At 64.1% G+C, this 19067-nt stretch carries 23 protein-coding genes; 12 read left to right on the top strand and 11 right to left on the bottom strand.

Features of this window, described 5'->3' with window-relative positions; translation table 11 throughout:
* The first annotated feature begins 65 nt into the window (after nt 1-65).
* The 6 genes from I6F36_RS18075 (at nt 66) to I6F36_RS18050 (ending at nt 5552) form a co-directional block, all read left to right on the top strand.
* On the top strand, nt 66-710 hold the full coding sequence (locus tag I6F36_RS18075) for a response regulator transcription factor (RefSeq protein ID WP_028178165.1): 645 nt from the start codon (nt 66-68) through the stop codon (nt 708-710).
* Between the two features lie 552 nt (nt 711-1262).
* Complete coding sequence (gene thrC / locus I6F36_RS18070; protein ID WP_225171889.1) at nt 1263-2681, top strand: threonine synthase; 1419 nt, start codon at nt 1263-1265, stop codon at nt 2679-2681.
* Nucleotides 2678-3967, top strand: coding sequence for a pitrilysin family protein (locus I6F36_RS18065; RefSeq protein WP_036020577.1), 1290 nt, complete (start codon nt 2678-2680; stop codon nt 3965-3967). The genes thrC and I6F36_RS18065 overlap by 4 nt, the downstream gene beginning before the upstream one ends.
* 35 nt (nt 3968-4002) lie before the next feature.
* Nucleotides 4003-4590, top strand: a complete 588-nt coding sequence (locus tag I6F36_RS18060; protein ID WP_035996611.1) for a GNAT family N-acetyltransferase — start codon at nt 4003-4005, stop codon at nt 4588-4590.
* A 100-nt stretch (nt 4591-4690) separates the two neighbouring features.
* On the top strand, nt 4691-5341 hold the full coding sequence (locus tag I6F36_RS18055) for a hypothetical protein (protein WP_035996613.1): 651 nt from the start codon (nt 4691-4693) through the stop codon (nt 5339-5341).
* A gap of 16 nt (nt 5342-5357) precedes the next feature.
* Nucleotides 5358-5552, top strand: a complete 195-nt coding sequence (locus tag I6F36_RS18050; RefSeq protein ID WP_128265946.1) for a hypothetical protein — start codon at nt 5358-5360, stop codon at nt 5550-5552.
* Between the two features lie 18 nt (nt 5553-5570).
* Here the strand turns inward: I6F36_RS18050 and I6F36_RS18045 are convergent, their stop codons facing one another.
* From I6F36_RS18045 to I6F36_RS18025, 5 genes are all read right to left on the bottom strand, one after another.
* Nucleotides 5571-6056 (bottom strand): ATP F0F1 synthase subunit B, encoded by a 486-nt coding sequence (locus I6F36_RS18045; RefSeq protein WP_035996616.1) that lies wholly within the window; start codon nt 6054-6056, stop codon nt 5571-5573.
* 5 nt (nt 6057-6061) lie between these two features.
* Nucleotides 6062-6622: a F0F1 ATP synthase subunit B gene (locus tag I6F36_RS18040; RefSeq protein WP_036020580.1), complete on the bottom strand. Its 561-nt coding sequence runs from the start codon at nt 6620-6622 to the stop codon at nt 6062-6064.
* A 60-nt stretch (nt 6623-6682) separates the two neighbouring features.
* Nucleotides 6683-6913, bottom strand: coding sequence for a F0F1 ATP synthase subunit C (locus tag I6F36_RS18035; RefSeq protein ID WP_008541273.1), 231 nt, complete (start codon nt 6911-6913; stop codon nt 6683-6685).
* A gap of 52 nt (nt 6914-6965) precedes the next feature.
* Nucleotides 6966-7715 carry a F0F1 ATP synthase subunit A gene (locus tag I6F36_RS18030; protein ID WP_035996621.1) on the bottom strand — a complete coding sequence of 250 codons (750 nt, stop codon included), beginning with the start codon at nt 7713-7715 and terminating at the stop codon, nt 6966-6968.
* 98 nt (nt 7716-7813) lie between these two features.
* A complete protein-coding gene (locus tag I6F36_RS18025) occupies nt 7814-8188 on the bottom strand; it encodes an AtpZ/AtpI family protein (RefSeq protein ID WP_035996624.1) in 375 nt (124 codons plus the stop codon).
* A 75-nt stretch (nt 8189-8263) separates the two neighbouring features.
* Between I6F36_RS18025 and I6F36_RS18020 the strand changes: the two genes are divergently transcribed.
* From I6F36_RS18020 to I6F36_RS18010, 3 genes are read left to right on the top strand one after another with little or no spacing between them, the layout of a single operon-like run.
* Nucleotides 8264-8506 (top strand): hypothetical protein, encoded by a 243-nt coding sequence (locus I6F36_RS18020; RefSeq protein WP_192893052.1) that lies wholly within the window; start codon nt 8264-8266, stop codon nt 8504-8506.
* A 42-nt stretch (nt 8507-8548) separates the two neighbouring features.
* A complete protein-coding gene (locus I6F36_RS18015) occupies nt 8549-9064 on the top strand; it encodes a hypothetical protein (protein WP_225171990.1) in 516 nt (171 codons plus the stop codon).
* A gap of 13 nt (nt 9065-9077) precedes the next feature.
* Complete coding sequence (locus I6F36_RS18010; RefSeq protein WP_225171888.1) at nt 9078-9551, top strand: secondary thiamine-phosphate synthase enzyme YjbQ; 474 nt, start codon at nt 9078-9080, stop codon at nt 9549-9551.
* A gap of 119 nt (nt 9552-9670) precedes the next feature.
* Here I6F36_RS18010 and I6F36_RS18005 read toward each other — a convergent pair whose 3' ends face one another.
* The 6 genes from I6F36_RS18005 to I6F36_RS17980 form a co-directional block, all read right to left on the bottom strand.
* A complete protein-coding gene (locus tag I6F36_RS18005; RefSeq protein ID WP_225171887.1) occupies nt 9671-11341 on the bottom strand; it encodes an MFS transporter in 1671 nt (556 codons plus the stop codon).
* Between the two features lie 200 nt (nt 11342-11541).
* Nucleotides 11542-11910 (bottom strand): integrator complex subunit 1, encoded by a 369-nt coding sequence (locus tag I6F36_RS18000; protein ID WP_157785154.1) that lies wholly within the window; start codon nt 11908-11910, stop codon nt 11542-11544.
* Between the two features lie 91 nt (nt 11911-12001).
* Nucleotides 12002-12325, bottom strand: a complete 324-nt coding sequence (locus tag I6F36_RS17995) for a hypothetical protein (RefSeq protein WP_225171886.1) — start codon at nt 12323-12325, stop codon at nt 12002-12004.
* Nucleotides 12322-12642, bottom strand: a complete 321-nt coding sequence (locus I6F36_RS17990; protein WP_035996633.1) for a YggT family protein — start codon at nt 12640-12642, stop codon at nt 12322-12324. The genes I6F36_RS17995 and I6F36_RS17990 overlap by 4 nt, the downstream gene beginning before the upstream one ends.
* Nucleotides 12643-12843: 201 nt before the next feature.
* On the bottom strand, nt 12844-14823 hold the full coding sequence (locus I6F36_RS17985; RefSeq protein ID WP_036040224.1) for a sodium:solute symporter family protein: 1980 nt from the start codon (nt 14821-14823) through the stop codon (nt 12844-12846).
* Between the two features lie 11 nt (nt 14824-14834).
* Nucleotides 14835-15113: a DUF4212 domain-containing protein gene (locus I6F36_RS17980; RefSeq protein ID WP_035996678.1), complete on the bottom strand. Its 279-nt coding sequence runs from the start codon at nt 15111-15113 to the stop codon at nt 14835-14837.
* Between the two features lie 269 nt (nt 15114-15382).
* Here I6F36_RS17980 and I6F36_RS17975 point away from each other — a divergent pair, with 269 nt between their 5' ends.
* The 3 genes from I6F36_RS17975 to I6F36_RS17965 all read left to right on the top strand — a co-directional run bounded on the left by I6F36_RS17975 (nt 15383) and on the right by I6F36_RS17965 (nt 19064).
* Nucleotides 15383-15991, top strand: coding sequence for a hypothetical protein (locus I6F36_RS17975; protein WP_057028414.1), 609 nt, complete (start codon nt 15383-15385; stop codon nt 15989-15991).
* 72 nt (nt 15992-16063) lie between these two features.
* Nucleotides 16064-18199, top strand: a complete 2136-nt coding sequence (locus I6F36_RS17970; protein ID WP_225171885.1) for a DUF294 nucleotidyltransferase-like domain-containing protein — start codon at nt 16064-16066, stop codon at nt 18197-18199.
* Nucleotides 18200-18383: 184 nt separating this feature from the next.
* Complete coding sequence (locus I6F36_RS17965; RefSeq protein WP_035996645.1) at nt 18384-19064, top strand: response regulator transcription factor; 681 nt, start codon at nt 18384-18386, stop codon at nt 19062-19064.
* Nucleotides 19065-19067: the final 3 nt, after the last annotated feature.

Raw genomic sequence — 19067 nt, 5'->3', positions numbered from 1 at the left:
CGGCCGGATTTGCTCTTTCCATTTATTCCCGGCGGGCTATGAGTCGAAAAACAAGAGAGTGCGCGATGCAAGATACCGCCAAGCTGGCTACGAGGGTCCTGATCGTCGACGACCATCCCGTGGTGCTGTCCGGCTGCCGCACCCTGTTCGCATCCGACCATTCAATCCGCATTGACGAGGCGAGCGATGCCAAATCCGGGCATCGCGCCTATGTCAGCAAGCGGCCCGACGTCACCGTGATCGACATCAGCCTGCCCGACGTCTCCGGGTTCGAGCTGATGCGGCGCATCCGCAAGGACGACCCCGACGCCAAGATCATCATGTTCAGCATGAACGACGATCCGGCGTTCGTCGTGCGGGCCGTCGAGCTCGGGGCGCAGGGCTATGTCTCCAAAGGCGACGATCCCAGGATCCTGCTCAAAGCGGTGCGCAAGGTGGTCGCGGGTGACAACTTCATCTCGCCGCAGCTTGCGGAAGCCGTGACGTTTTCCGGCGCGGCGATCAAGGCCAACCCCGCGTCACAGATGACGCCGCGGGAGCTCGAAATTCTTCGCTTGCTCGGACGCGGCGACAAGATCGTCGAGGTCGCCGAGGCGCTCGGCATCTCCTACAAGACGGTCGCTAACACCACGTCCCTGCTCAAGCAGAAGCTTGGCGCCAAGAACCATTCCGACCTGATCCGGATCGCAGTGGAAATCGGGATGAACTGACTTTCGCCATCGACCGAACCGGCTGCTCCGGGATGCAGCGGTTCGGCCGACGGATCGACGCCGCCGTTGGCCGGGCAATGCATTGGACAACGGGCTGACACCCATCCGCCGACACAATGGGCCGAGGCTGTATTCGTTCCCGCGACTGATTCGGGAAAAAGCGGAGTTCAGGGTCAGGATCACGGCCGGGACTTGCTGCAACTGCAAAAAGCGAACGAGAGCCGGATCGGGAAGAATAGGAACATTTTCGACACGCGCGGGGTTTTGGACTTGACGATTTCGTGACAGGCGACGAAAGCTTGCCGGAACAGTTTTGAGGGTTCGGCGACCCCGACGAGGCAACTGGTCTGCACACAACGACAGGCCTTCCAAGAGAAGGGCTGCGGCAATGCCGCAGCCCTTTTTCATTGGGCGAGGGGGTACGCCGGAAGCGGTTTCCCGATGCCGCAAAACACTCTATGGTGGTTCAAAGCCACCGGCTGTTGACAAGTAATTACGTAAAATCAAAGGCTTAAGGGTCGAGCTCCGGCCCGGCCGCCTTTGGAGGGCAGTTTGACTCGCTATATCTCGACCCGGGGCGAAGCCCCCGAACTCGGCTTTTGTGACGTGATGCTGACCGGGCTTGCCCGCGACGGCGGCCTGTATGTGCCGGCGGTGTGGCCACAGCTTCCGAGCGAGACGATCGCCGGCTTCTTCGGCCGCCCCTATTGGGAGGTCGCGGTCGACGTGATTCGTCCCTTCGCCGGTGGCGAGATTTCCGACGCCGAGCTCGGGCGCATGGCGAACGAGGCCTATGCCACCTTCCGCCATCCTGCGGTGGTGCCGCTGCGCCAGATGTCCCCGCACCAGTTCGTGCTGGAGCTGTTCCACGGTCCGACGCTCGCCTTCAAGGACGTGGCGATGCAGCTGATCTCGCGGCTGATGGACCATGTGCTCGAAAAGCGCGGCCAGCGCACCACCATCGTGGTCGCGACGTCAGGCGATACCGGCGGCGCCGCGGTCGAAGCCTTTGCGGGCCTCGAGAACGTCGATCTGATCGTGCTGTTTCCGCACGGCCGCATCTCCGAGGTGCAGCGGCGGATGATGACCACGACGGGCGCGGCCAACGTCCATGCGCTCGCCATCGAGGGCACCTTCGACGACTGCCAGGCGCTCGTGAAGGGGATGTTCAACAACCATCGCTTCCGCGATGCGACCTCGCTCTCCGGCGTCAATTCCATCAACTGGGCGCGCATCGTCGCGCAGGTGGTCTACTATTTCACCTCCGCCGTCGCGGTCGGTGCTCCGGCGCGCGCGGTCGATTTCGTCGTTCCGACGGGCAATTTCGGCGATATCTTCGCCGGCTACGTCGCCAAGCGCATGGGGCTGCCGGTGCGCACCCTGCGCATCGCCGCCAACGTCAACGACATCCTGGCGCGCACGCTGAAGACCGGCATCTACGAGGTGCGCGAGGTGCACGCGACGGCATCGCCGTCGATGGACATCCAGATCTCCTCGAACTTCGAACGGCTGCTGTTCGAGTCCGGCCGGCGCGATGGCGCCGGCGTGCGTCGCCTGATGGAACAGCTGAAGCAGTCCGGCCGCTTCGTGCTACCCGATGCGACACTCGCCGCGATCCGCGAGGAGTTCGATGCCGGGCGCGCCGACGAGACCGAGACTGCGGCTGCGATCCGCGCCGCCTGGCGCGAAGCGGGCGAGCTGGTCGATCCTCATACCGCCGTGGCGCTCGCCGTCGCGGACCGCGACACCACCGATACGAAGGTGCCGAGCATCGTGCTCTCCACCGCCCATCCGGCCAAGTTCCCCGACGCCGTCGAGGCGGCTTGCGGCCAGCGGCCGCAACTGCCGGCCTGGCTCGACGGCCTGATGACCAAATCCGAACACATGAGGGTGATGAAGAACGATCAGGTCGAGCTCGAGCGGTTCGTGCTGTCCGCCAGCCGCGCCGCAAAGCAGGGAGTTGCCGGATGAGCGTCGAGATGTCCAAGCTTGCCTCCGGCCTCACCGTCGTCACCGACGAGATGCCCCACCTCGAGACGGCGGCGCTCGGCGTCTGGGCCGGCGTCGGCGGACGCGACGAGAAGCCGAACGAGCACGGCATCTCGCATCTGTTGGAACACATGGCGTTCAAGGGCACGACCAGGCGCTCCTCGCGCGAGATCGTCGAGGAGATCGAGGCGGTCGGCGGCGACCTCAATGCCGGCACCTCGACCGAGACCACGTCCTATTACGCGCGGGTGCTAAAGGCCGACGTGCCGCTCGCGCTCGACGTGCTCGCCGACATCCTTGCCAATCCCGCCTTCGAGCCCGACGAGCTGGAGCGCGAGAAGAACGTCATTGTGCAGGAGATCGGTGCCGCGCAGGACACGCCCGACGACGTCGTGTTCGAGCATCTGAACGAGCTCTGCTATCCCGACCAGCCGATGGGCCGTTCGCTGCTCGGCACCGCCAAGACGCTGCGCGCCTTCAACCGCGACATGCTGCGCGGCTATCTGTCGACGCATTATCGCGGGCCCGACATGGTGGTGGCCGCGGCCGGGGCGGTCGACCACGGCCAGGTCGTCGCCGAGGTCGAAAAGCGTTTTGCGAGCTTCGAGGGGACGCCCGGGCCGAAGCCGCAGGCCGCTCGGTTCGGCCAGGGCGGCGCCAAGGTGGTGCATCGCGAGCTCGAGCAGGCGCATCTGACGCTGGCGCTCGAGGGGGTGCCGCAGACCGATCCTTCGCTGTTCTCGCTGCAGGTCTTCACCAATGTCCTTGGCGGCGGAATGTCGTCGCGCCTGTTCCAGGAGGTGCGCGAGAAGCGCGGCCTCTGCTACTCCATCTACACCTTCCACGCCCCCTACACCGATACCGGCTTTTTCGGCCTCTATACCGGCACCGATCCCGCCGATGCGCCGGAGATGATGGAGGTCGTGGTCGACATCATGAACGAATCGGTGGAGACGCTGACTGAGGCCGAGATCGCCCGAGCCAAGGCACAGATGAAGGCGGGGTTGCTGATGGCGCTGGAGAGCTGCTCCTCCCGCGCCGAGCAGCTCGCCCGGCATGTGCTGGCCTACGGGCGGCCGCAGACAGTGCAGGAACTGGTTGCCCGGATCGACGCCGTCAGCATCGAATCGACGCGGGACGCGGCCCGTGCGCTCCTGTCGCGCAGCCGGCCTGCGGTCGTCGCATTGGGCAGCGGCAGGGGTCTGGACACGGCGGTGTCTTTTGCGGAAGGATTGACACGGGCGCGCGCCAAGGCGCGGCTGCATTAGGAGCCGCGCGCGGGCATCGCCCCGGGAAGCATCACATGGCCCTCTTTCGCCTGCCATCCAGTGGACCCGCCGCCCTGGCGCCGCGCGGCAACGGGCTGCTCCTGCGCGCGCCGCAAATGTCCGACTTCCTGCAATGGGCTCATTTGCGCGAGACCAGCCGCGACTATCTGACGCCTTGGGAGCCGATCTGGCCGTCCGACGATCTCACCCGCTCCGGCTTCCGCCGGCGCCTGCGCCGCTATGCCGAGGACATTGCCGCGGACCGCTCCTATCCCTTTCTGATCTTCCGCGAGCTCGACGGTGCCCTGGTCGGCGGCATCACGCTCGCCAATGTCCGGCGTGGCATCGTGCAGGCCGGCACCATCGGCTATTGGGTCGGCCAGCCTTATGCCCATCGCGGCTACATGACGGCCGCACTGCGAGTGCTGCTGCCGACGCTGTTCGGCGAGCTCAATCTGCACCGGGTCGAGGCCGCCTGCATCCCGACCAATGCGCCGTCGATCCGGGTGCTGGAGAAGTGCGGCTTCTCGCGCGAGGGCTTGGCGCGCCGCTATCTCTGCATCAACGGGGTCTGGCAGGATCACCTGCTGTTCGGCCTGCTGCACGAGGACTTCCGCGGCTGAGCAGCCTGATGGATGCGGCCAAATCCCTTTTTGCCGCCTTGGGTTCGCCGATATTGGCGATATAACCCGGCCGGAACATTGTCATGGAGTACGGGTGTTGATGGTGCAGGAGCTTCGGTCATCGCGGACGAGGTTGCGGCGGGGCGCAGCGGTCGTGCTGGCATTATCGGTCGGGCTCGCCTCCGTCTCGCCGGTGGCGGCACAGTCGTTGACCGACCGCTTCAAGAGCCTGTTCGGCGGCAAGTCCGACGAGCCGGCGGAGCCGAAGCCGGCGCCTGCGCCCGGGCAGCCGGCCGAAGACGACCTCGATTGCCCGCAGGTCACGGTGCGCGCGGGCGCCTCGACCTACGCGGTCGGCGCCAGCGGCAAGCCGGCGGTCGGCAATGACATCCGCTTCCAGGCCTCGATCACCAAGATGGCGCGCGAATGCTTGCGCAGCAGTGCCGGCATCACCGCCCGGATCGGCATCCAGGGCCGCGTCATCGCCGGCCCCGCCGGGGCGCCTGCCTCCGTCGAGGTGCCGCTGCGCATCGCCGTCGTGCAGGGCGGCGTCGGCGAGAAGGTGATCGCCTCGAAGGCCTACCGGACCACGGTGGCGATGTCGGAAGGCGGCAGCGTGCCCTTCACCTTCGTCGCCGAGGATCTGGCCTATCCGGTGCCGGCGCCCGCGGTCGCCGATACCTACATCTTCTATGTCGGCTTCGACCCGCAGGCGCTCTCGCCGGAGCCGAGAGGGAAGAAGAAGAAGTAGGGGAGATCTTGCGGCAATGTCAGCTGTCATTGCCCGCGAAGGCGGGCAATCCAGTATTCCAGAGGCCGCAGTGCTTGAATTGAGAAGCCTCGGCGTACTGGATCACCCGCCCCAGTGCGCAAGTGCGCACAAGGTGGGTGATGATACCGCACTTGTGGATGCTGTTACCCGACAGACAAAAAAGCCGGCGCTCGTCGCGCCGGCTTTTTGATTGGGTAAGGCAAATCCCTCAGTTCAGCTTCTGCCTGACTTCGTTGATGCCCTTGGCGAGCAGGTCGTCGGCGATCTGGCCCTTGACTGACTGCGACAGGATCGTGGAGGCAGCCTGCACGGCGGCTTCCGCGGCGGCTGCCCGGACGTCCGCGAGAGCCTGAGCCTCGGCGAGTGCGATCTTGCCCTCGGCGGTCTTGGTGCGGCGGGTGACGAAATCTTCCAATTTCGCCTTGGCCTCTGCTGCGATGCGCTCCGCTTCGGCATTCGCGTTGGCGATGATGTCGGCGGCCTCGCGCTCGGCACCGGCAGTGCGCGCCTTGTAGTCGGCGAGCACCTTGGTGGCCTCCTGCTTGAGGCGCGCCGCCTCGTCCAGCTCGGCCTTGATACGAGCGGCGCGATGATCGAGCGCCGACATCGCCGTCTTGAACACCCCCACATAGGCGAAGATCACCATCAGGATCACGAAGGCGACGGCGACCCAAAACTCAGGTGTGAAGAACATCGAGACTAACCCTTCAAGGTCGCATCAACGGCGGCATTGACCGACGTTGCATCCGGAACGACGCCCGTGAGCTGCTGAACGATGGTGCCGGCTGCATCGGCCGCGATGCCGCGGACGTTGCTCATGGCGGTCGCGCGGGTCGAGGCAATGGTCTTCTCCGCCTCGGCGAGCTTGGCGGACAGTTGCTCTTCCAGCGCCTTGCGTTCGGCTTCCGCCTGCGCATTCGCCTTCTCGCGGGATTCGTTGCCGATCGCCTGTGCACGTGCGCGCGCCGACGCGAGCTCGCCTTCATAGGCCTTGAGCGCCGCCTCGGACTGGTCCTTCAGCTTCTGCGCTTCGGCGAGATCGCCCTCGATCTTGTTCTGACGCGCCTCGATCGCACCCCCGACACGCGGCAGCGCGAACCGGGAGACGATCAGATACAGCGCGACGAAGGCGATCGCGAGCGACACCAGTTGCGAAGCAAAGGTGCTGCTCTCGAAAGGCGGAAAGCCACCGCCGTGGTGACCGCCATCGGCCTCCGTGTGAGCGCCGGTACCTTTGGCGCCGCCATGACTTTCAGCCATGGAGTTCTCCTGTTGCTGTCAGACGCGCCGCCTCCCACCTGGAAGCGGCGCGAAACGCGTTCAGAGCGGGACGAACAGCAGCAGCAGAGCGATCAGCAGCGAGAAGATGCCGAGCGCTTCGGTCACGGCGAAGCCGAAGATCAGGTTGCCGAACTGACCCTGAGCAGCTGCCGGGTTGCGCATGGCTGCGGACAGATAATTGCCGAAGATGAAGGCCACGCCGATGCCGGCGCCGCCCATGCCGATGCACGCGATGCCCGCGCCGAGAAACTTAGCTGCTTGCGGATCCATTTTTGACTCCTTGGAAGAAAGACAGGTGTGGGTGGAAAAGCACCCGGATCACTCAGTGTCCAGGGTGAATGGCGTCGTTGAGGTAGATACAGGTCAAGATCGCAAACACATAGGCTTGCAGGAACGCGACCAGCAGTTCGAGCGCGGTGAGCGCGACGGCGAGCGCCAGCGGCATGACACCGCCGATCCAGCCGACCACGCCAAGAGACGCGCCGAGCATGGCAACGAAACCGGCGAACACCTTCAGCGCGATGTGGCCCGCGAGCATGTTCGCGAACAGTCGAACGCTGTGCGAGACCGGCCGCAGGAAGAACGACAGCACCTCGATCGCCATGACCAGCGGCAGGATGTAGCCCGGAACGCCCGAGGGCACGAACACTTTCAGGAACTTCAGGCCGTTCTTGTAGAGGCCGTAGATCAGGACCGTGAAGAACACCAGCAGCGCCAGCGCCGCAGTGACGATGAGATGGCTCGTCACGGTGAACGTGTACGGAACGATGCCTACGAGGTTCGAGACGCAGATGAACATGAACAGCGAGAAGATCAGCGGGAAGAACCGCATGCCATCCGCTCCGGCAGTGCTGCGGATCATGCTGGCCACGAACTCATAGGAGAGCTCGGCCACCGACTGCAGACGCCCCGGAACCAGCTGCTTGCCGCTGGTGAGCAGAAGCAGCGCGATGATCCCCACCGCGACGAACATGTAGAGAGAGGCATTGGTGAAGGCGATCGTGTGATCGCCGATACGGCCGATCGTGAAGAGCGGTTCGACGTTGAACTGATGGATCGGGTCGATTTTCATCCGCGCGGCATCTCTCGTCTGCTGGACAAGCCGACCAGTGAAGATTGGTCGGCCGGCTGTGCCGGCGAGCGGCACGACAGTTAACCCGGCTAGGCCAATTACGAACCACCGCGCCTGTTCGGACCCGCGCCTGCCGTTCTCACCACATTCACCACGCCGGCGATGAAGCCCAGCAGCAGGAACGCGATGAATCCGAAAGGCGACGTCGACAGCAAGTGGTCGAACCCCCAGCCAATCCCCGCTCCGACAGCGACGCCGGCGATCAACTCCGAGGATAGTCGGAAACCAAGCGCCATCGCCGAGGCTCTGGCCGCTTTGTCTCCATCGTCACCTGCGGGTTGCTCGGTCTTGGCCCGGCGGTCGCGAAATTCGGACAACCGCTGATCAAGATTTCCGAGCCGATCGGAAAGCGCGGCTTCCTCGGGCGATCTATCGCGATCTCCATCCTCGCCGTGTCCCGTGCCCTGTGTCATGCAACGAAGACCCGAAACGCTGCGGCTGAATGGAAATTGCGCCCGTCACCCTCAAAAGCCGCGCGGACCATACTGATGGCCTATAATCAAGTCAAGCCAAGTCACGATTGCGTCCCTTCCGATTATGTATTTGATTTACTTGATGATATTGACGCGCACGGCAGCGCTGCACACAGCGTGACGCCGCACCGCAGCAGGTCTGCTTGCGAACGGCGGACGCAGCCGTGCTTTCGCCGCGCTCGCGGGATCAAAGAAGCCGCCGCGTTCGTTGATTTCGGGGGCGGCTTTTTGGCGGCGGATTGCCGGCTGGGGGTGTAGAATTGCAACCGCAGCCGCAGCAGTGCCGGGGCGGAGACAATGATGAGACCTGCGACGTCATCCACGACATCATGGCTCGCGGCGGCGGCCGCGGTGATGGTGGTCAGCGGCGGCCTCGTGGCCGCGCAAGCCGCGCCCGACGGCGAAAATGGCCGCTACAGCATGACGCCCATCCCCGAGGGCGTGCTGCGGCTCGACACGCGCACCGGCACGGTATCGACCTGTACCAGGAACGGCGCCGGTTGGGCCTGCTACGCGGTGCCCGACGAGCGGACCGCACTCGACACCGAGATCGGCAGGCTCCAGGCCGAGGTCGAGCGGCTGAAGGCACAGCTCGCGGCGGGGCCGACGGTATCGGGCAAGATGGACGAGGCGCTGCCGAAATCCGATCCACTCAGGAAACCCGAGCCCAAGGTCGCCGAGGGCGAGCGCAAGATCGAGATCCCGCTGCCGAGCGAGCAGGACATCGACCGCGTGATGTCGTTCCTGGAAAAGGCCTGGCGGCGGCTGATCGACATGGCCAACCGCGTACAGAAAGACGTGTCGGGGAAGATCTGATGCGTGCCCCTTCATGACATCAGCCAGATCCGTCACCCGCTCCGCACCATCGTCGGTGCAGGCAACCACCGTCACCTCGTCGCTGCTCACCGTGCAGACGCCTGGCCGCGGCTTCACCGATCTGACCAGCGAGGCCGCAAAGTTCATCGCCGAGGCGCACGCGGGTGAGGGCGCGCTGACGTTGTTCATCCGCCACACCTCGGCCTCGCTGACGATCCAGGAGAACGCCGACCCTTCCGTGCTGGTCGATCTCACGACGGCGCTGTCACGGCTCGCGCCGGAGAACGCCTTGTGGACCCACGACACCGAAGGCCCCGACGATATGCCGGCCCACGTCAAGACCATGCTGACGCAGACATCGCTCCAGGTCCCGGTCCTGAGCGGCAGGCTCGCGCTCGGCACCTGGCAGGCGATCTATCTGATCGAGCATCGCAGCCGCCCGCACCGCCGCGAGATCGTGCTGCAATTCATCGGCAGCAATCGGTAGCGTTTTCGAGCGAAGTGGGTGCCGGTTCGCGTCAAGAAAACGCGTCCAAGCAAGAACCACATAAAGCAAAACCGGCCGCGGAAACCGCGGCCGGTTCGTATCGTCGATTGTTGTTGCGATCAGTTCGCCTTGATGTCGACGTCCTTGGTTTCCGGCAGGAACAGGAAGCCGATCACCACGGTAATCGAGGCGAAGATGATCGGGTACCAGAGACCGGCATAGATGTCGCCGGTCGAGGCCACGATGGCGAAGGCGGTGGCGGGCAGGAGGCCGCCGAACCAGCCGTTGCCGATGTGGTAGGGCAGCGACATGGAGGTGTAGCGGATGCGGGTCGGGAACAATTCGACCAGCATCGCCGCGATCGGGCCGTACACCATGGTGACGAACAGGACCAGGACGAACAACAGTCCGATGATCGCCGCCGGCTGCGCACGGAAGACGTCGAACGGATGCGACATCTTCACGATGGCGGCGTCACCCGCCTTGGGATAGCCAGCCGCCTGCACAGCGGCGAGAACAGCCGGGTTGCTGTCCTTGGCGTTGGTGTAGGGCACGTCCTTGCCGTTGACCACGACCTTCACGTCCGAGCCGGCCGGACCTGGCGTCGTCGTGTACCTGACCGACGATTGCGACAGGTAGGCGCGCGCGGTGTCGCAAGGCGCGGTGAAGACGCGGGTGCCGACCGGGTTGAACAGATCGCCGCACTTGGCGGGATCGGCCACCACCTCGACCTTGACCGTCTCGATGGCCTTTTCCAGCGCCGGGTTGGCGTTGGACGTGATCATCTTGAAGATCGGGAAGAAGGTCAGCGCCGCGATCAGACAGCCGCCGAGGATGATCGGCTTGCGGCCGATCTTGTCGGAGAGCGCACCGAACACGATGAAGAAGCCGGTGCCGAGCAGCAGCGACCATGCAATCAGGAGGTTGGCGGTATAGCCGTCGACCTTCAGGATCGATTGCAGGAAGAACAGAGCGTAGAACTGGCCGGTGTACCAGACCACGCCCTGGCCCATCACGCCGCCGAGCAAAGCGAGCAGCACGAGCTTGCCGTTCTGCCAGTTGCCGAAGGCCTCCGTCAGCGGCGCCTTCGAACCCTTGCCCTCTTCCTTCATCTTCTGGAAGATCGGCGATTCGTTCAGGCGAAGCCGGATCCAGACCGAGATGCCGAGCAGCAGCACGGAGACCAGGAACGGAATGCGCCAGCCCCACGCTGCGAAATCGGCCTCGCCGAGCGCGGTGCGGGTGAACAGAATCACCAGCAGCGACAGGAACAGGCCGAGGGTCGCCGTGGTCTGGATGAAGGAGGTGTAGTAGCCGCGCTTGCCGTTCGGCGCATGCTCCGCGACGTAGGTCGCCGCACCGCCATATTCGCCGCCGAGCGCCAGACCCTGGGCGAGGCGCAGCACGATCAGGATGATCGGGGCCGCGATGCCGATGGTCGCCGCGTTGGGCAACAGGCCGACGATGAAGGTCGACAGACCCATGATCAGGATGGTGACGAGGAAGGTGTATTTGCGGCCGACGATGTCGCCGACACGGCCGAACACGACCGCGCCGAACGGACGCACCAGGAAGCCCGCGGCAAACGCCAGCAGCGCGAAGATATCGCGGGTTGCCGGCGGATAGGCCGAGAAGAACTGCGCGCCGATGATGCCGGCCAGCGAGCCGTAGAGATAGAAGTCGTACCACTCGAAGACGGTACCGAGCGAGGAGGCGAGAATGACGAACCGTTCGTCCTTCGTCATCCCGGCGCCGGCAGATGGTGCCGATGTTGCAGTTACTGTCGTCATTCAGATTCGCTCCCGCTTGTTTTCTTTTCAAGAACCGATTCGCGCCACGCGGGCGCGCCACCAATCGGGGGCGAGCAATTACATGCCTATCGCGTCCGGCCCAATAGTACTTTCGACGCGAATCGGAAGGATCGCGGAGATGTCGGACGGGAAATCACGGAGCCGCGGGAACGAAATACCGTGGGGTCTGCAGCCTCAAACTAAAGTCCAAGGACGGAAAAGCCCATCGCGACAATCCACATCACGACTGACACCAGGGCAGACCAGTATGCGAACACCAGATAGGTTTCTCGCATCACCGCCGAGACTGTTTTTTGTGCATGCGGCTGAGGCGGGCGTCTGTCTTTTGGAAGATACAGCCACATCTCGGTGCGGCGGTGGTCTTTGGTCCGCGCCTCCTGCGCTTTCAGGAGAAGCACCAGTGTCATGATCAGGCTCAGAAAGCCTCCCGCCTGAAACGCGGAGCGCGGCAGAAACGAAAGGCCGATCATGACGCAGAATATGGCGAGGGAGGCAAATCCGCACGCGCGCAGGACCGTTTCAAAGGCGATGCGGCGCATTTCTTCCATGAGGAGGAACTCCGTCGCCTGGCTCATTGGGATCGAGATGCGTCTAGGGTAGTCCCTGCGGGGCCTGCCTTCAATGGTTCCCGCCCGCCGTTCAGAGGCCGACGCTGATGAAATTGCCGGCGGCGGGGCGCGCCAGGATAGCCGTGCCGGCCAGCCAGATCCAAAGCGAGACGCCGTTCGACTCCTGTGCGCCGGTGACGCGTTCGTAGATGGCGGCGGGAATGCCGCCCAGGATCACGGTGGCGGTCGAGACCATCAGCGAGGCGAACATCAGCGTCAGCGACATGTTTCCGAACAGAAGAGGGCCTGCGAGCGGTTGGACGTAGAGCAGGGCGAAGATCAGCCAAAGCTGGTTGAAGAGGCCGTTGATCATTCCGAAGAAGGCAATACCGATCAGGAAGAAGTTGCGGTTCATGATCCTCCTCCCGCAAGCCGCGGCGCGAGGTTGAGCACGAGCAATGTGTAGTGGAGCACGATCCGCAACCAGAACATCCAGACAAAACCGAACAGCCACACGATGGCTGGAGGAACTGCCTTCGGCGTGACGGTTGCAATGGCGGTGAGCACCGGATCGGTGAGGCGGCAGAAGAAGCGCCAGATATAGTTCGGCGAGTCGGCGTCGACGAAGAGGCCGAGCAGGAAGCGGCCGAGCATGGTGTACATCAGAGCCGCCAGAACGAAGTTCGGCAGGTGGAAATACCAGTATCTGGCGAACGAGTCGGCAATGTCCAAAATCTGTCCTCCTCCGGACCTCGCTCTGGCGCAGTATGGTCTTGCGAGGGCTGCCTGCTCGGCCCGGGCCGTCGGGCATTCTGCACCGGCCGCCGCACCCAACAATGTCAAGGCAGACGGTTCTGGGCAAGCGAGCGCCGGCGGTCGCAAACAAGAACGGGGCCTCGCAAGGCCCCGTTCGTCGCAATCGATCCGATCCGCTCAGGTCGTTTTCTCTTCGAGCACCGTGCGGCCTCGCGGCTTGCGAATCTCGTCAACATAGGCCTGCATTTCCCGCGACGGCGCCCTTCCCAGCAGGCTCACGATGATGATCACCGCGAAGCCGAATGGCGTCCCCAGCAAACCGCATGCGATGTTGTTGAGGTTGAACCAACCCACCTTGTTGGCGAGCGGGTGGGCCAGCGTCGGCCAACTCTCCATGGCGTTGGGCAATGCCATGGCCTTGGCGATGTCGACCAGCGGTGCGCCGGTGACCGGATTGAGCAGCGACGTCATGCCGAAATACTTGACGCCCGCGCCAGGGAAATAGCGCGTGACGAGCAGGTAGAACATGCACAGCCCAAATCCGGCGATGATGCCGCAGATCGCGCCCGTGGACGTCGTGCGCTTCCACCACACGCCCATCACGAGCGCCGGGAAGTTGCCCGCCATCGCCAGGGAGAACGCCCAGCCGACCATGGCCAGGATATCCCCGGGCTTGGTGGCAGCCGTCGCCGCGGCAATGACTGCGACCGCCAGCAGCAGCACGCGCGCGATGATCAGCCGGCGTGCCGTCGGCGCGTTCGGATCGATCATCTTGTAGTAGACGTCATGCGACAATGCATTGGCGATCGCGAGCAGCAGCCCGTCGGCGGTGGACAGGGCCGCGGCCAGGCCGCCGGCCGCGACGAGGCCCGAGATCACGTAGGGAAGCCCCGCGATCTCCGGTGTCGAGAGCACGATCACGTCCGTGTTGATCACGAAGTCCTGCAGCCGGACCACTCCGGGGTGACCGGCAACGGCCTTGCAGGCGGCAATGACGGCGTCGATGTTGACGGCGTTCTTGCCGCAGATCTGGATCAGCCCGAGCTCGCCCCAGCTGAACAGCCAGGGCCTGATCGCGGACAGATCGCGCCCGATGATGTTCGTGTACACCTCCAGCTTCGAGAACGCCGCATAGGCAGGCGCGGAGAAGTACAGGAGGAAGATGAACAGCAGCGACCATGCCACGGATTGCCGCGCCTCACGCACCGACGGTGTCGTGAAGTAGCGCATCAGGATGTGCGGCAGCGAGGCCGTCCCGACCATCATGCACAGGATGATCGCAAAGAAGTTCAGCGGGCTATAGCTGAAGAACGGCTGAATGTGCGGCTTGAGGCTTGCCGCCGCCGCCAGTCCGTTCGCGAGCATGTCCTGTTCGCGCGCCGTGATGTCCGCGATCGCGTGCCCATAGGTCAGCTGCGGAAGCGGTATCCCGTAGATCTTGGTCGACAGGATCACGATCGGTGTCAGGTAGGCTATGATCAGCACGATGTACTGGGCCACCTGCGTCCAGGTCACCGCGCGCATGCCGCCCAGCATCGAGCAGACCAGGATGCCGACCAGTCCCGCGAAAACCGCGAGCTCGAACTGCATTCCGAGGAAGCGCGAGGCAATGATGCCCGTGCCGTAGATCTGCGCCGTGACATAGGTGAACGAGCAGGCGACGAGCACGACGACGCCCAGCGCACGGGCGAAATTGCCGCCATAACGGAAGGACAAGAAGTCGGGCACCGTATAGGCGCCGAATTTGCGCAGATAAGGCCCGATCAGGATGGAGACCAGCACGAAGCCGCCGGTCCATCCGAGCACCCAGGCAAGTCCGTCATAGCCGAGCAGGAACAGCGTGCCCGCCATGCCGACGAAGGACGCTGCCGACATCCAGTCGGCACCGGTGGCCATGCCGTTGTAGAACGCCGGTACGCTGCGACCGGCCACATAGTATTCCGAGACTTGCGCCGTTCGCGACAGAATGCCGATGATGGCGTAGACCGCGAGCGTGAAGAACACGAACAGGTAGCCGAGAACCTTGTTCGGCACCCCGATCACTTCGAGGGCGGCGAGCAGAAGGACGAATGCGACGAATCCACCGGTGTAGAAGCCGTAGATCCGCCCGAGGTTGCTGAGAAAGTCGGAGCCGCCGGTTGAGGCCTGCGTAGCCATGTTCAATCCCCCTAATCGTCTTCTGCGAAGCCGAATTCTCGGTCGATCTTGTCCTGCTGTCTGGCGAAGACGAACAGGATGACCACGAAGGCGATCAGCGAACCCTGCGCGGCCATATAGAAGCCGAGCGGGAAGCCAAGGATCGGCAGCTTGATGGCGTTGAGCGGAACCACGAACATGTGGATGACGTATCCGAAGAAGAACCAGATGCCGAGGTTGATCAGCATCAGGCGCGAGGTCTTGCGCCAGTGGGCTTCTTCTCGTTCTTTGAGATTTTGGGAGTCAGGCATGGGCTGCATTTCCTCTGTCAGCACTCCGGCATGCGAGCCGGAGGAATCGAGGGGTTGCATACCCGTCGCTGCGGCCCCCCCGTGCCGCCTTCCAACCGGTCTTTCGCCAATTTGGAATGTCGGAGGCTAACACTGGGAGTGCCGAGGTCTTTCTAATACTTTCGGAGGGAACCGATGTTGCGGATGCGAACGGCGCTGCGGCCGTTGACAATTCGGGCGCGGCGAGCGCGGGATAGCACGGCGATTCCGTTTGGCAGGATCGGATTGCGATGAAGCTGCTGCAGAAATTCTTTCGTCCCCGGCCGCCGATTGGCGATCGCAAGGCGCTTGCCGACTTCATAGACGCGCAGTCGGCATTCATCGTGCAAAAGGGTATTTACGAGTATTCGCGTGCCCGCGCGGGCCATTACGCCAAGGTGCTGTTTGCCGAGGAAGGCTTTGCACAAGCCGTCGAACGGTCGCGCTGGCAGGCTTATCCGCTCGGGCTTGCGATGGTCGGCGAGATGGTCGAGGGGGTATTGCGCCCACATGCCGGCATGCACCGCCGGGCGGTTCTCGACCAGATGATCCTCGTCGTCCTCTCGGTTTTCGACCGTTACCCCGTGCCGCCGTCGCTCGGCGAGGACGCCTGGCTTGAGGCCCGGCGCGAGCTGGAGCAGAGGCTCGACCTTGTTGGCGGGCATGCGCCCAAGCGCGTGATGGACATTCCCGAGCCGCTGGCGGAAACCTATTTTGCGATGATGCCGATCCACGAAAAGCTGCGCGGACGGGATTTCGAGACGATCCGCAATTACCTGCGCGTCAGCCTGTGTAACATCCATGACGAATTGGTCGATCGCATCGATGCGGCTGCCGTGACCAACAGGCTGCTGGCGTAGGATCGCCCGGCCTCTGCCAATGCCCGGTTTGCCGGCCAGCATCGCACGGTCCGGGCCTTCCGAGGGAGGACAATGGATACGACGAGTGGTGCTGCCCCGCTTTTGTCGCTCGACGCCGTTGTCATCGATGCCGAAACGACTGGGCTCGATCCGCGCAAGGCGCGGGTGATCGAGCTTGCCGGCGTGCGTCTGTCGGCCGGAAAGCTGGTCGACGGCGGTTCGTTCGTTCAATTGCTGCGGCCGGCCGATCAACCGATCCCCGCCGAAACGACGCGCATTCACGGCATCGATGATGCCATGGTCGCTGAATCGCCGCTATTCGTGGATGTGTGGCCGCGTTTCGAGGCATTCCTCGGCCGGACGGTCGTCATCGGGCACATGATCGGTTTCGATCTGGCCGTCCTGAAGCGCGAATGTGATCTGGCGGGATTGCCATGGTCCCGGCCTCGAACGCTCGATACCAGACTGCTTGCGGAGATCGTTGCGCCGGACCTCGGCGGATACCAGCTGGAGAATCTTGCGGCCTGGCTTGGCATTGACGTAGCCGGCCGGCACTCCGCTCTCGGCGATGCGATCACGACGGCACGGATCTTCCTTGCACTGCTGCCGAGGCTGCGCGAGCACGGCATCCGGACCGTCGCTCAAGCCGAGCGGGTCTGTCGCGCGCTCACCACGGTGCTCGACGATCAGGTGCGGATGGGTTGGGTCGAGCCGGTCGAAGCGACGGCTCGTATCGATGCAGAGCAAACGCTGAAGCGATTCGACGCCTATGCCTATCGCCACCGCAACCGCGACATCATGCGGTATCCCGTCATTTTCGTCGGTCCGGACGTTTCGGTGAGCGAAGCCCTGGCGCGAATGACCAGCGAGAGAATATCGGCTGTGTACGTCGGTGCGGCGGATGCGGCCGCCGACGATATCAAGGCCGTCGAGGCCGGGATCGTTACCGAGCGTGACGTGCTGCGGGCGATCGCCCGGCTCGGTGCCCCCGCGCTGGAGCTGCCGGTGCACCGCATCATGAGCAGGCCGCTGGCGGCGATTCCCGAGGACGCGCTTGTCTATCGCGCGATTGGCCGGATGAATCGCCTCAAGACCCGCCATCTCGGCGTCGTCGATGAGGCCGGCCGGGTGGTCGGTGCGTTGTCCGCGCGGGACCTGCTGCGTCTGCGGGCAGGGGAGGCCATATCGCTCGGCGACGAGATCGAGGATGCTGCGGATACGCAGGCATTGGCGCTGGCCTGGGCGAAGCTGCCGCGGGTTGCGGAGGTGCTCCTGGCGGAAGGATTGTCCGGGCGTCAGATTGCGGAGGTGATCTCCAGCGAGCTCTGCGCCCTCACCCGTCAGGCCGCTGTGATCGCCGAGCGGATCATGCGGGATCGCGGTCGGGGCGCGGCCCCCACGCCCTACACGCTGATCGTGCTCGGGTCTGCCGGGCGCGGCGAAAGCCTGCTGGCGATGGATCAGGACAATGCCGTGATCTTCGCGCAAGGCGAGCCGGGAGGCGACGAGGATCGCTGGTTTGAGACGTTCGCAGCGCACGTTGCAGATATTCTGCACGAGGCCGGTGTGCCTTATTGCAAGGGGGGCGTCATGGCGAAAAACCCACCCTGGCGCGGCTCTGTCGCAACGTGGCGGGACCGCATCGAGCACTGGGTCTGCCGCTCCAGTCCAAAGGATCTGCTGTCGGTCGATATCTTTTTCGATCTCCGGGCCGTTCATGGCGACGGCAGCCTTGCCGTCGCGGTCAGGCAGGCGGCTTTCGCGGCAGCCGAGGGGCAGGTCGCGTTCGCCAAGCTTCTGGTCGAGGGGATCAGCGTCCCTGCGAGCCTGAAATTCTTCGGCGGCATTCGCACTGACGGCGGTCGCATCGACCTCAAGGCGGCAGGGCTGTTCGGCCTGGTCGCTGCAGCGCGTGCGATGGCGATCCGTTACCATGTGATGGGCCGGTCGACATCGCAGCGCCTCGCGGGCGTGAAGGCCCTGGTTGGCCGTGGCCAGACCGATCTCGATGCGCTCGACGAGGCCCATGGTATCTTTCTGGAGCTGATCGTGTCGCAACAGATTGCGGATGTGGCGCAGGGGACGCCGCCCTCCAATGCGGTGTTGGTCAAGCCGTTGTCGGCCCGTGATCGCGAGCGATTGAGGGCAGCGCTTCAAGCGGTCGCCGTGATCGATGAGTTGACCCGGGACCTGCTGTTCAGGGATTGATGAGACTCGTCAGCGGCTTTTTGCGCTGCAACATCAGTTAGTTGACGCCTGTGATTAACCGCCTTGCGACTACGGGCGGAAGGTTGCCTTGCAAGACGGCTCCAGTCAGTAAACAATCGCAATTGCTGCTTGATCAGCAACGAGTTGAACTTCTTTCCCGATCTTTCGTCGGCCTGCGGAACAGATGACTGCAACAGCCAATGCAAACACCCATCTCGTCATCGCCGATGATCATCCCCTGTTCCGCGATGCGCTGCGGCAGGCGGTGGCGGGCGTTCTCCCCGCGGCTCGGATCGACGAGGCCGGATCCTTCGAGGATCTGACCAAGCTTCTTGAGCAGGCCTCCGAGGTCGACCTGGTCCTGCTCGACCTCTCCATGCCTGGGATCTCCGGCTTTTCCGGCCTGATCTATCTGCGTGCGCAATACCCGGCGATCCCGGTCGTGATCGTCTCGGCCTCCGACGACAGCGCCACGATCCGCCGTTCGCTCGATTTCGGCGCGTCCGGCTTCATCCCGAAGCGGTTCGGGGTCGAGACCTTGCGCGACGCCATCCTCAAGGTGATGGAGGGCGACGTCTGGGTCCCCGCCGATACCGACCTCTCCGCCGCCGCCGATCCCGACATGACCCGCCTGCGCGACCGCCTGGTGACGCTGACGCCTCAGCAGGTTCGCGTCCTGATGATGCTGTCGGAGGGCCTTCTCAACAAGCAGATCGCCTACGAGCTCGGTGTCTCAGAGGCCACCATCAAGGCGCATGTCTCGGCGATCCTGCAGAAGCTCGGCGTCGAGAGCCGGACGCAAGCGGTGATTGCCGCCGCCAAGATCGCCGGCGGCCAGTGGAAGCAGGGTACGCCGACGGAATAGGGC

Source organism: Bradyrhizobium sp. BRP19, assembly GCF_020194195.1.
In the GTDB taxonomy this organism is placed as follows: Bacteria; Pseudomonadota; Alphaproteobacteria; order Rhizobiales; family Xanthobacteraceae; genus Bradyrhizobium; species Bradyrhizobium yuanmingense.
This window is presented reverse-complemented; position numbering and strand designations above follow the sequence as displayed.

Excerpts from the sequence above, each read along its gene's own strand:
- I6F36_RS18035 (WP_008541273.1), bottom strand. The coding sequence starts at position 6,913 with ATGGATCCGCAAGCAGCTAAGTTTCTCGGCGCGGGCATCGCGTGCATC.
- I6F36_RS18040 (WP_036020580.1), bottom strand. The coding sequence starts at position 6,622 with ATGGCTGAAAGTCATGGCGGCGCCAAAGGTACCGGCGCTCACACGGAG.
- I6F36_RS18065 (WP_036020577.1), top strand. The coding sequence starts at position 2,678 with ATGAGCGTCGAGATGTCCAAGCTTGCCTCCGGCCTCACCGTCGTCACC.
- I6F36_RS17970 (WP_225171885.1), top strand. The coding sequence starts at position 16,064 with ATGGATACGACGAGTGGTGCTGCCCCGCTTTTGTCGCTCGACGCCGTT.
- I6F36_RS18025 (WP_035996624.1), bottom strand. The coding sequence starts at position 8,188 with ATGACACAGGGCACGGGACACGGCGAGGATGGAGATCGCGATAGATCG.
- I6F36_RS17985 (WP_036040224.1), bottom strand. The coding sequence starts at position 14,823 with ATGGCTACGCAGGCCTCAACCGGCGGCTCCGACTTTCTCAGCAACCTC.
- I6F36_RS18000 (WP_157785154.1), bottom strand. The coding sequence starts at position 11,910 with ATGGAAGAAATGCGCCGCATCGCCTTTGAAACGGTCCTGCGCGCGTGC.
- I6F36_RS18010 (WP_225171888.1), top strand. The coding sequence starts at position 9,078 with ATGACATCAGCCAGATCCGTCACCCGCTCCGCACCATCGTCGGTGCAG.
- I6F36_RS17975 (WP_057028414.1), top strand. The coding sequence starts at position 15,383 with ATGAAGCTGCTGCAGAAATTCTTTCGTCCCCGGCCGCCGATTGGCGAT.
- I6F36_RS18020 (WP_192893052.1), top strand. The coding sequence starts at position 8,264 with ATGGCCTATAATCAAGTCAAGCCAAGTCACGATTGCGTCCCTTCCGAT.
- I6F36_RS18075 (WP_028178165.1), top strand. The coding sequence starts at position 66 with ATGCAAGATACCGCCAAGCTGGCTACGAGGGTCCTGATCGTCGACGAC.
- I6F36_RS17965 (WP_035996645.1), top strand. The coding sequence starts at position 18,384 with ATGACTGCAACAGCCAATGCAAACACCCATCTCGTCATCGCCGATGAT.
- I6F36_RS18015 (WP_225171990.1), top strand. The coding sequence starts at position 8,549 with ATGAGACCTGCGACGTCATCCACGACATCATGGCTCGCGGCGGCGGCC.
- I6F36_RS18060 (WP_035996611.1), top strand. The coding sequence starts at position 4,003 with ATGGCCCTCTTTCGCCTGCCATCCAGTGGACCCGCCGCCCTGGCGCCG.
- I6F36_RS18030 (WP_035996621.1), bottom strand. The coding sequence starts at position 7,715 with ATGAAAATCGACCCGATCCATCAGTTCAACGTCGAACCGCTCTTCACG.
- I6F36_RS18050 (WP_128265946.1), top strand. The coding sequence starts at position 5,358 with ATGTCAGCTGTCATTGCCCGCGAAGGCGGGCAATCCAGTATTCCAGAG.
- I6F36_RS18055 (WP_035996613.1), top strand. The coding sequence starts at position 4,691 with ATGGTGCAGGAGCTTCGGTCATCGCGGACGAGGTTGCGGCGGGGCGCA.
- I6F36_RS18045 (WP_035996616.1), bottom strand. The coding sequence starts at position 6,056 with ATGTTCTTCACACCTGAGTTTTGGGTCGCCGTCGCCTTCGTGATCCTG.
- I6F36_RS17995 (WP_225171886.1), bottom strand. The coding sequence starts at position 12,325 with ATGAACCGCAACTTCTTCCTGATCGGTATTGCCTTCTTCGGAATGATC.
- I6F36_RS17980 (WP_035996678.1), bottom strand. The coding sequence starts at position 15,113 with ATGCCTGACTCCCAAAATCTCAAAGAACGAGAAGAAGCCCACTGGCGC.
- I6F36_RS18005 (WP_225171887.1), bottom strand. The coding sequence starts at position 11,341 with ATGACGACAGTAACTGCAACATCGGCACCATCTGCCGGCGCCGGGATG.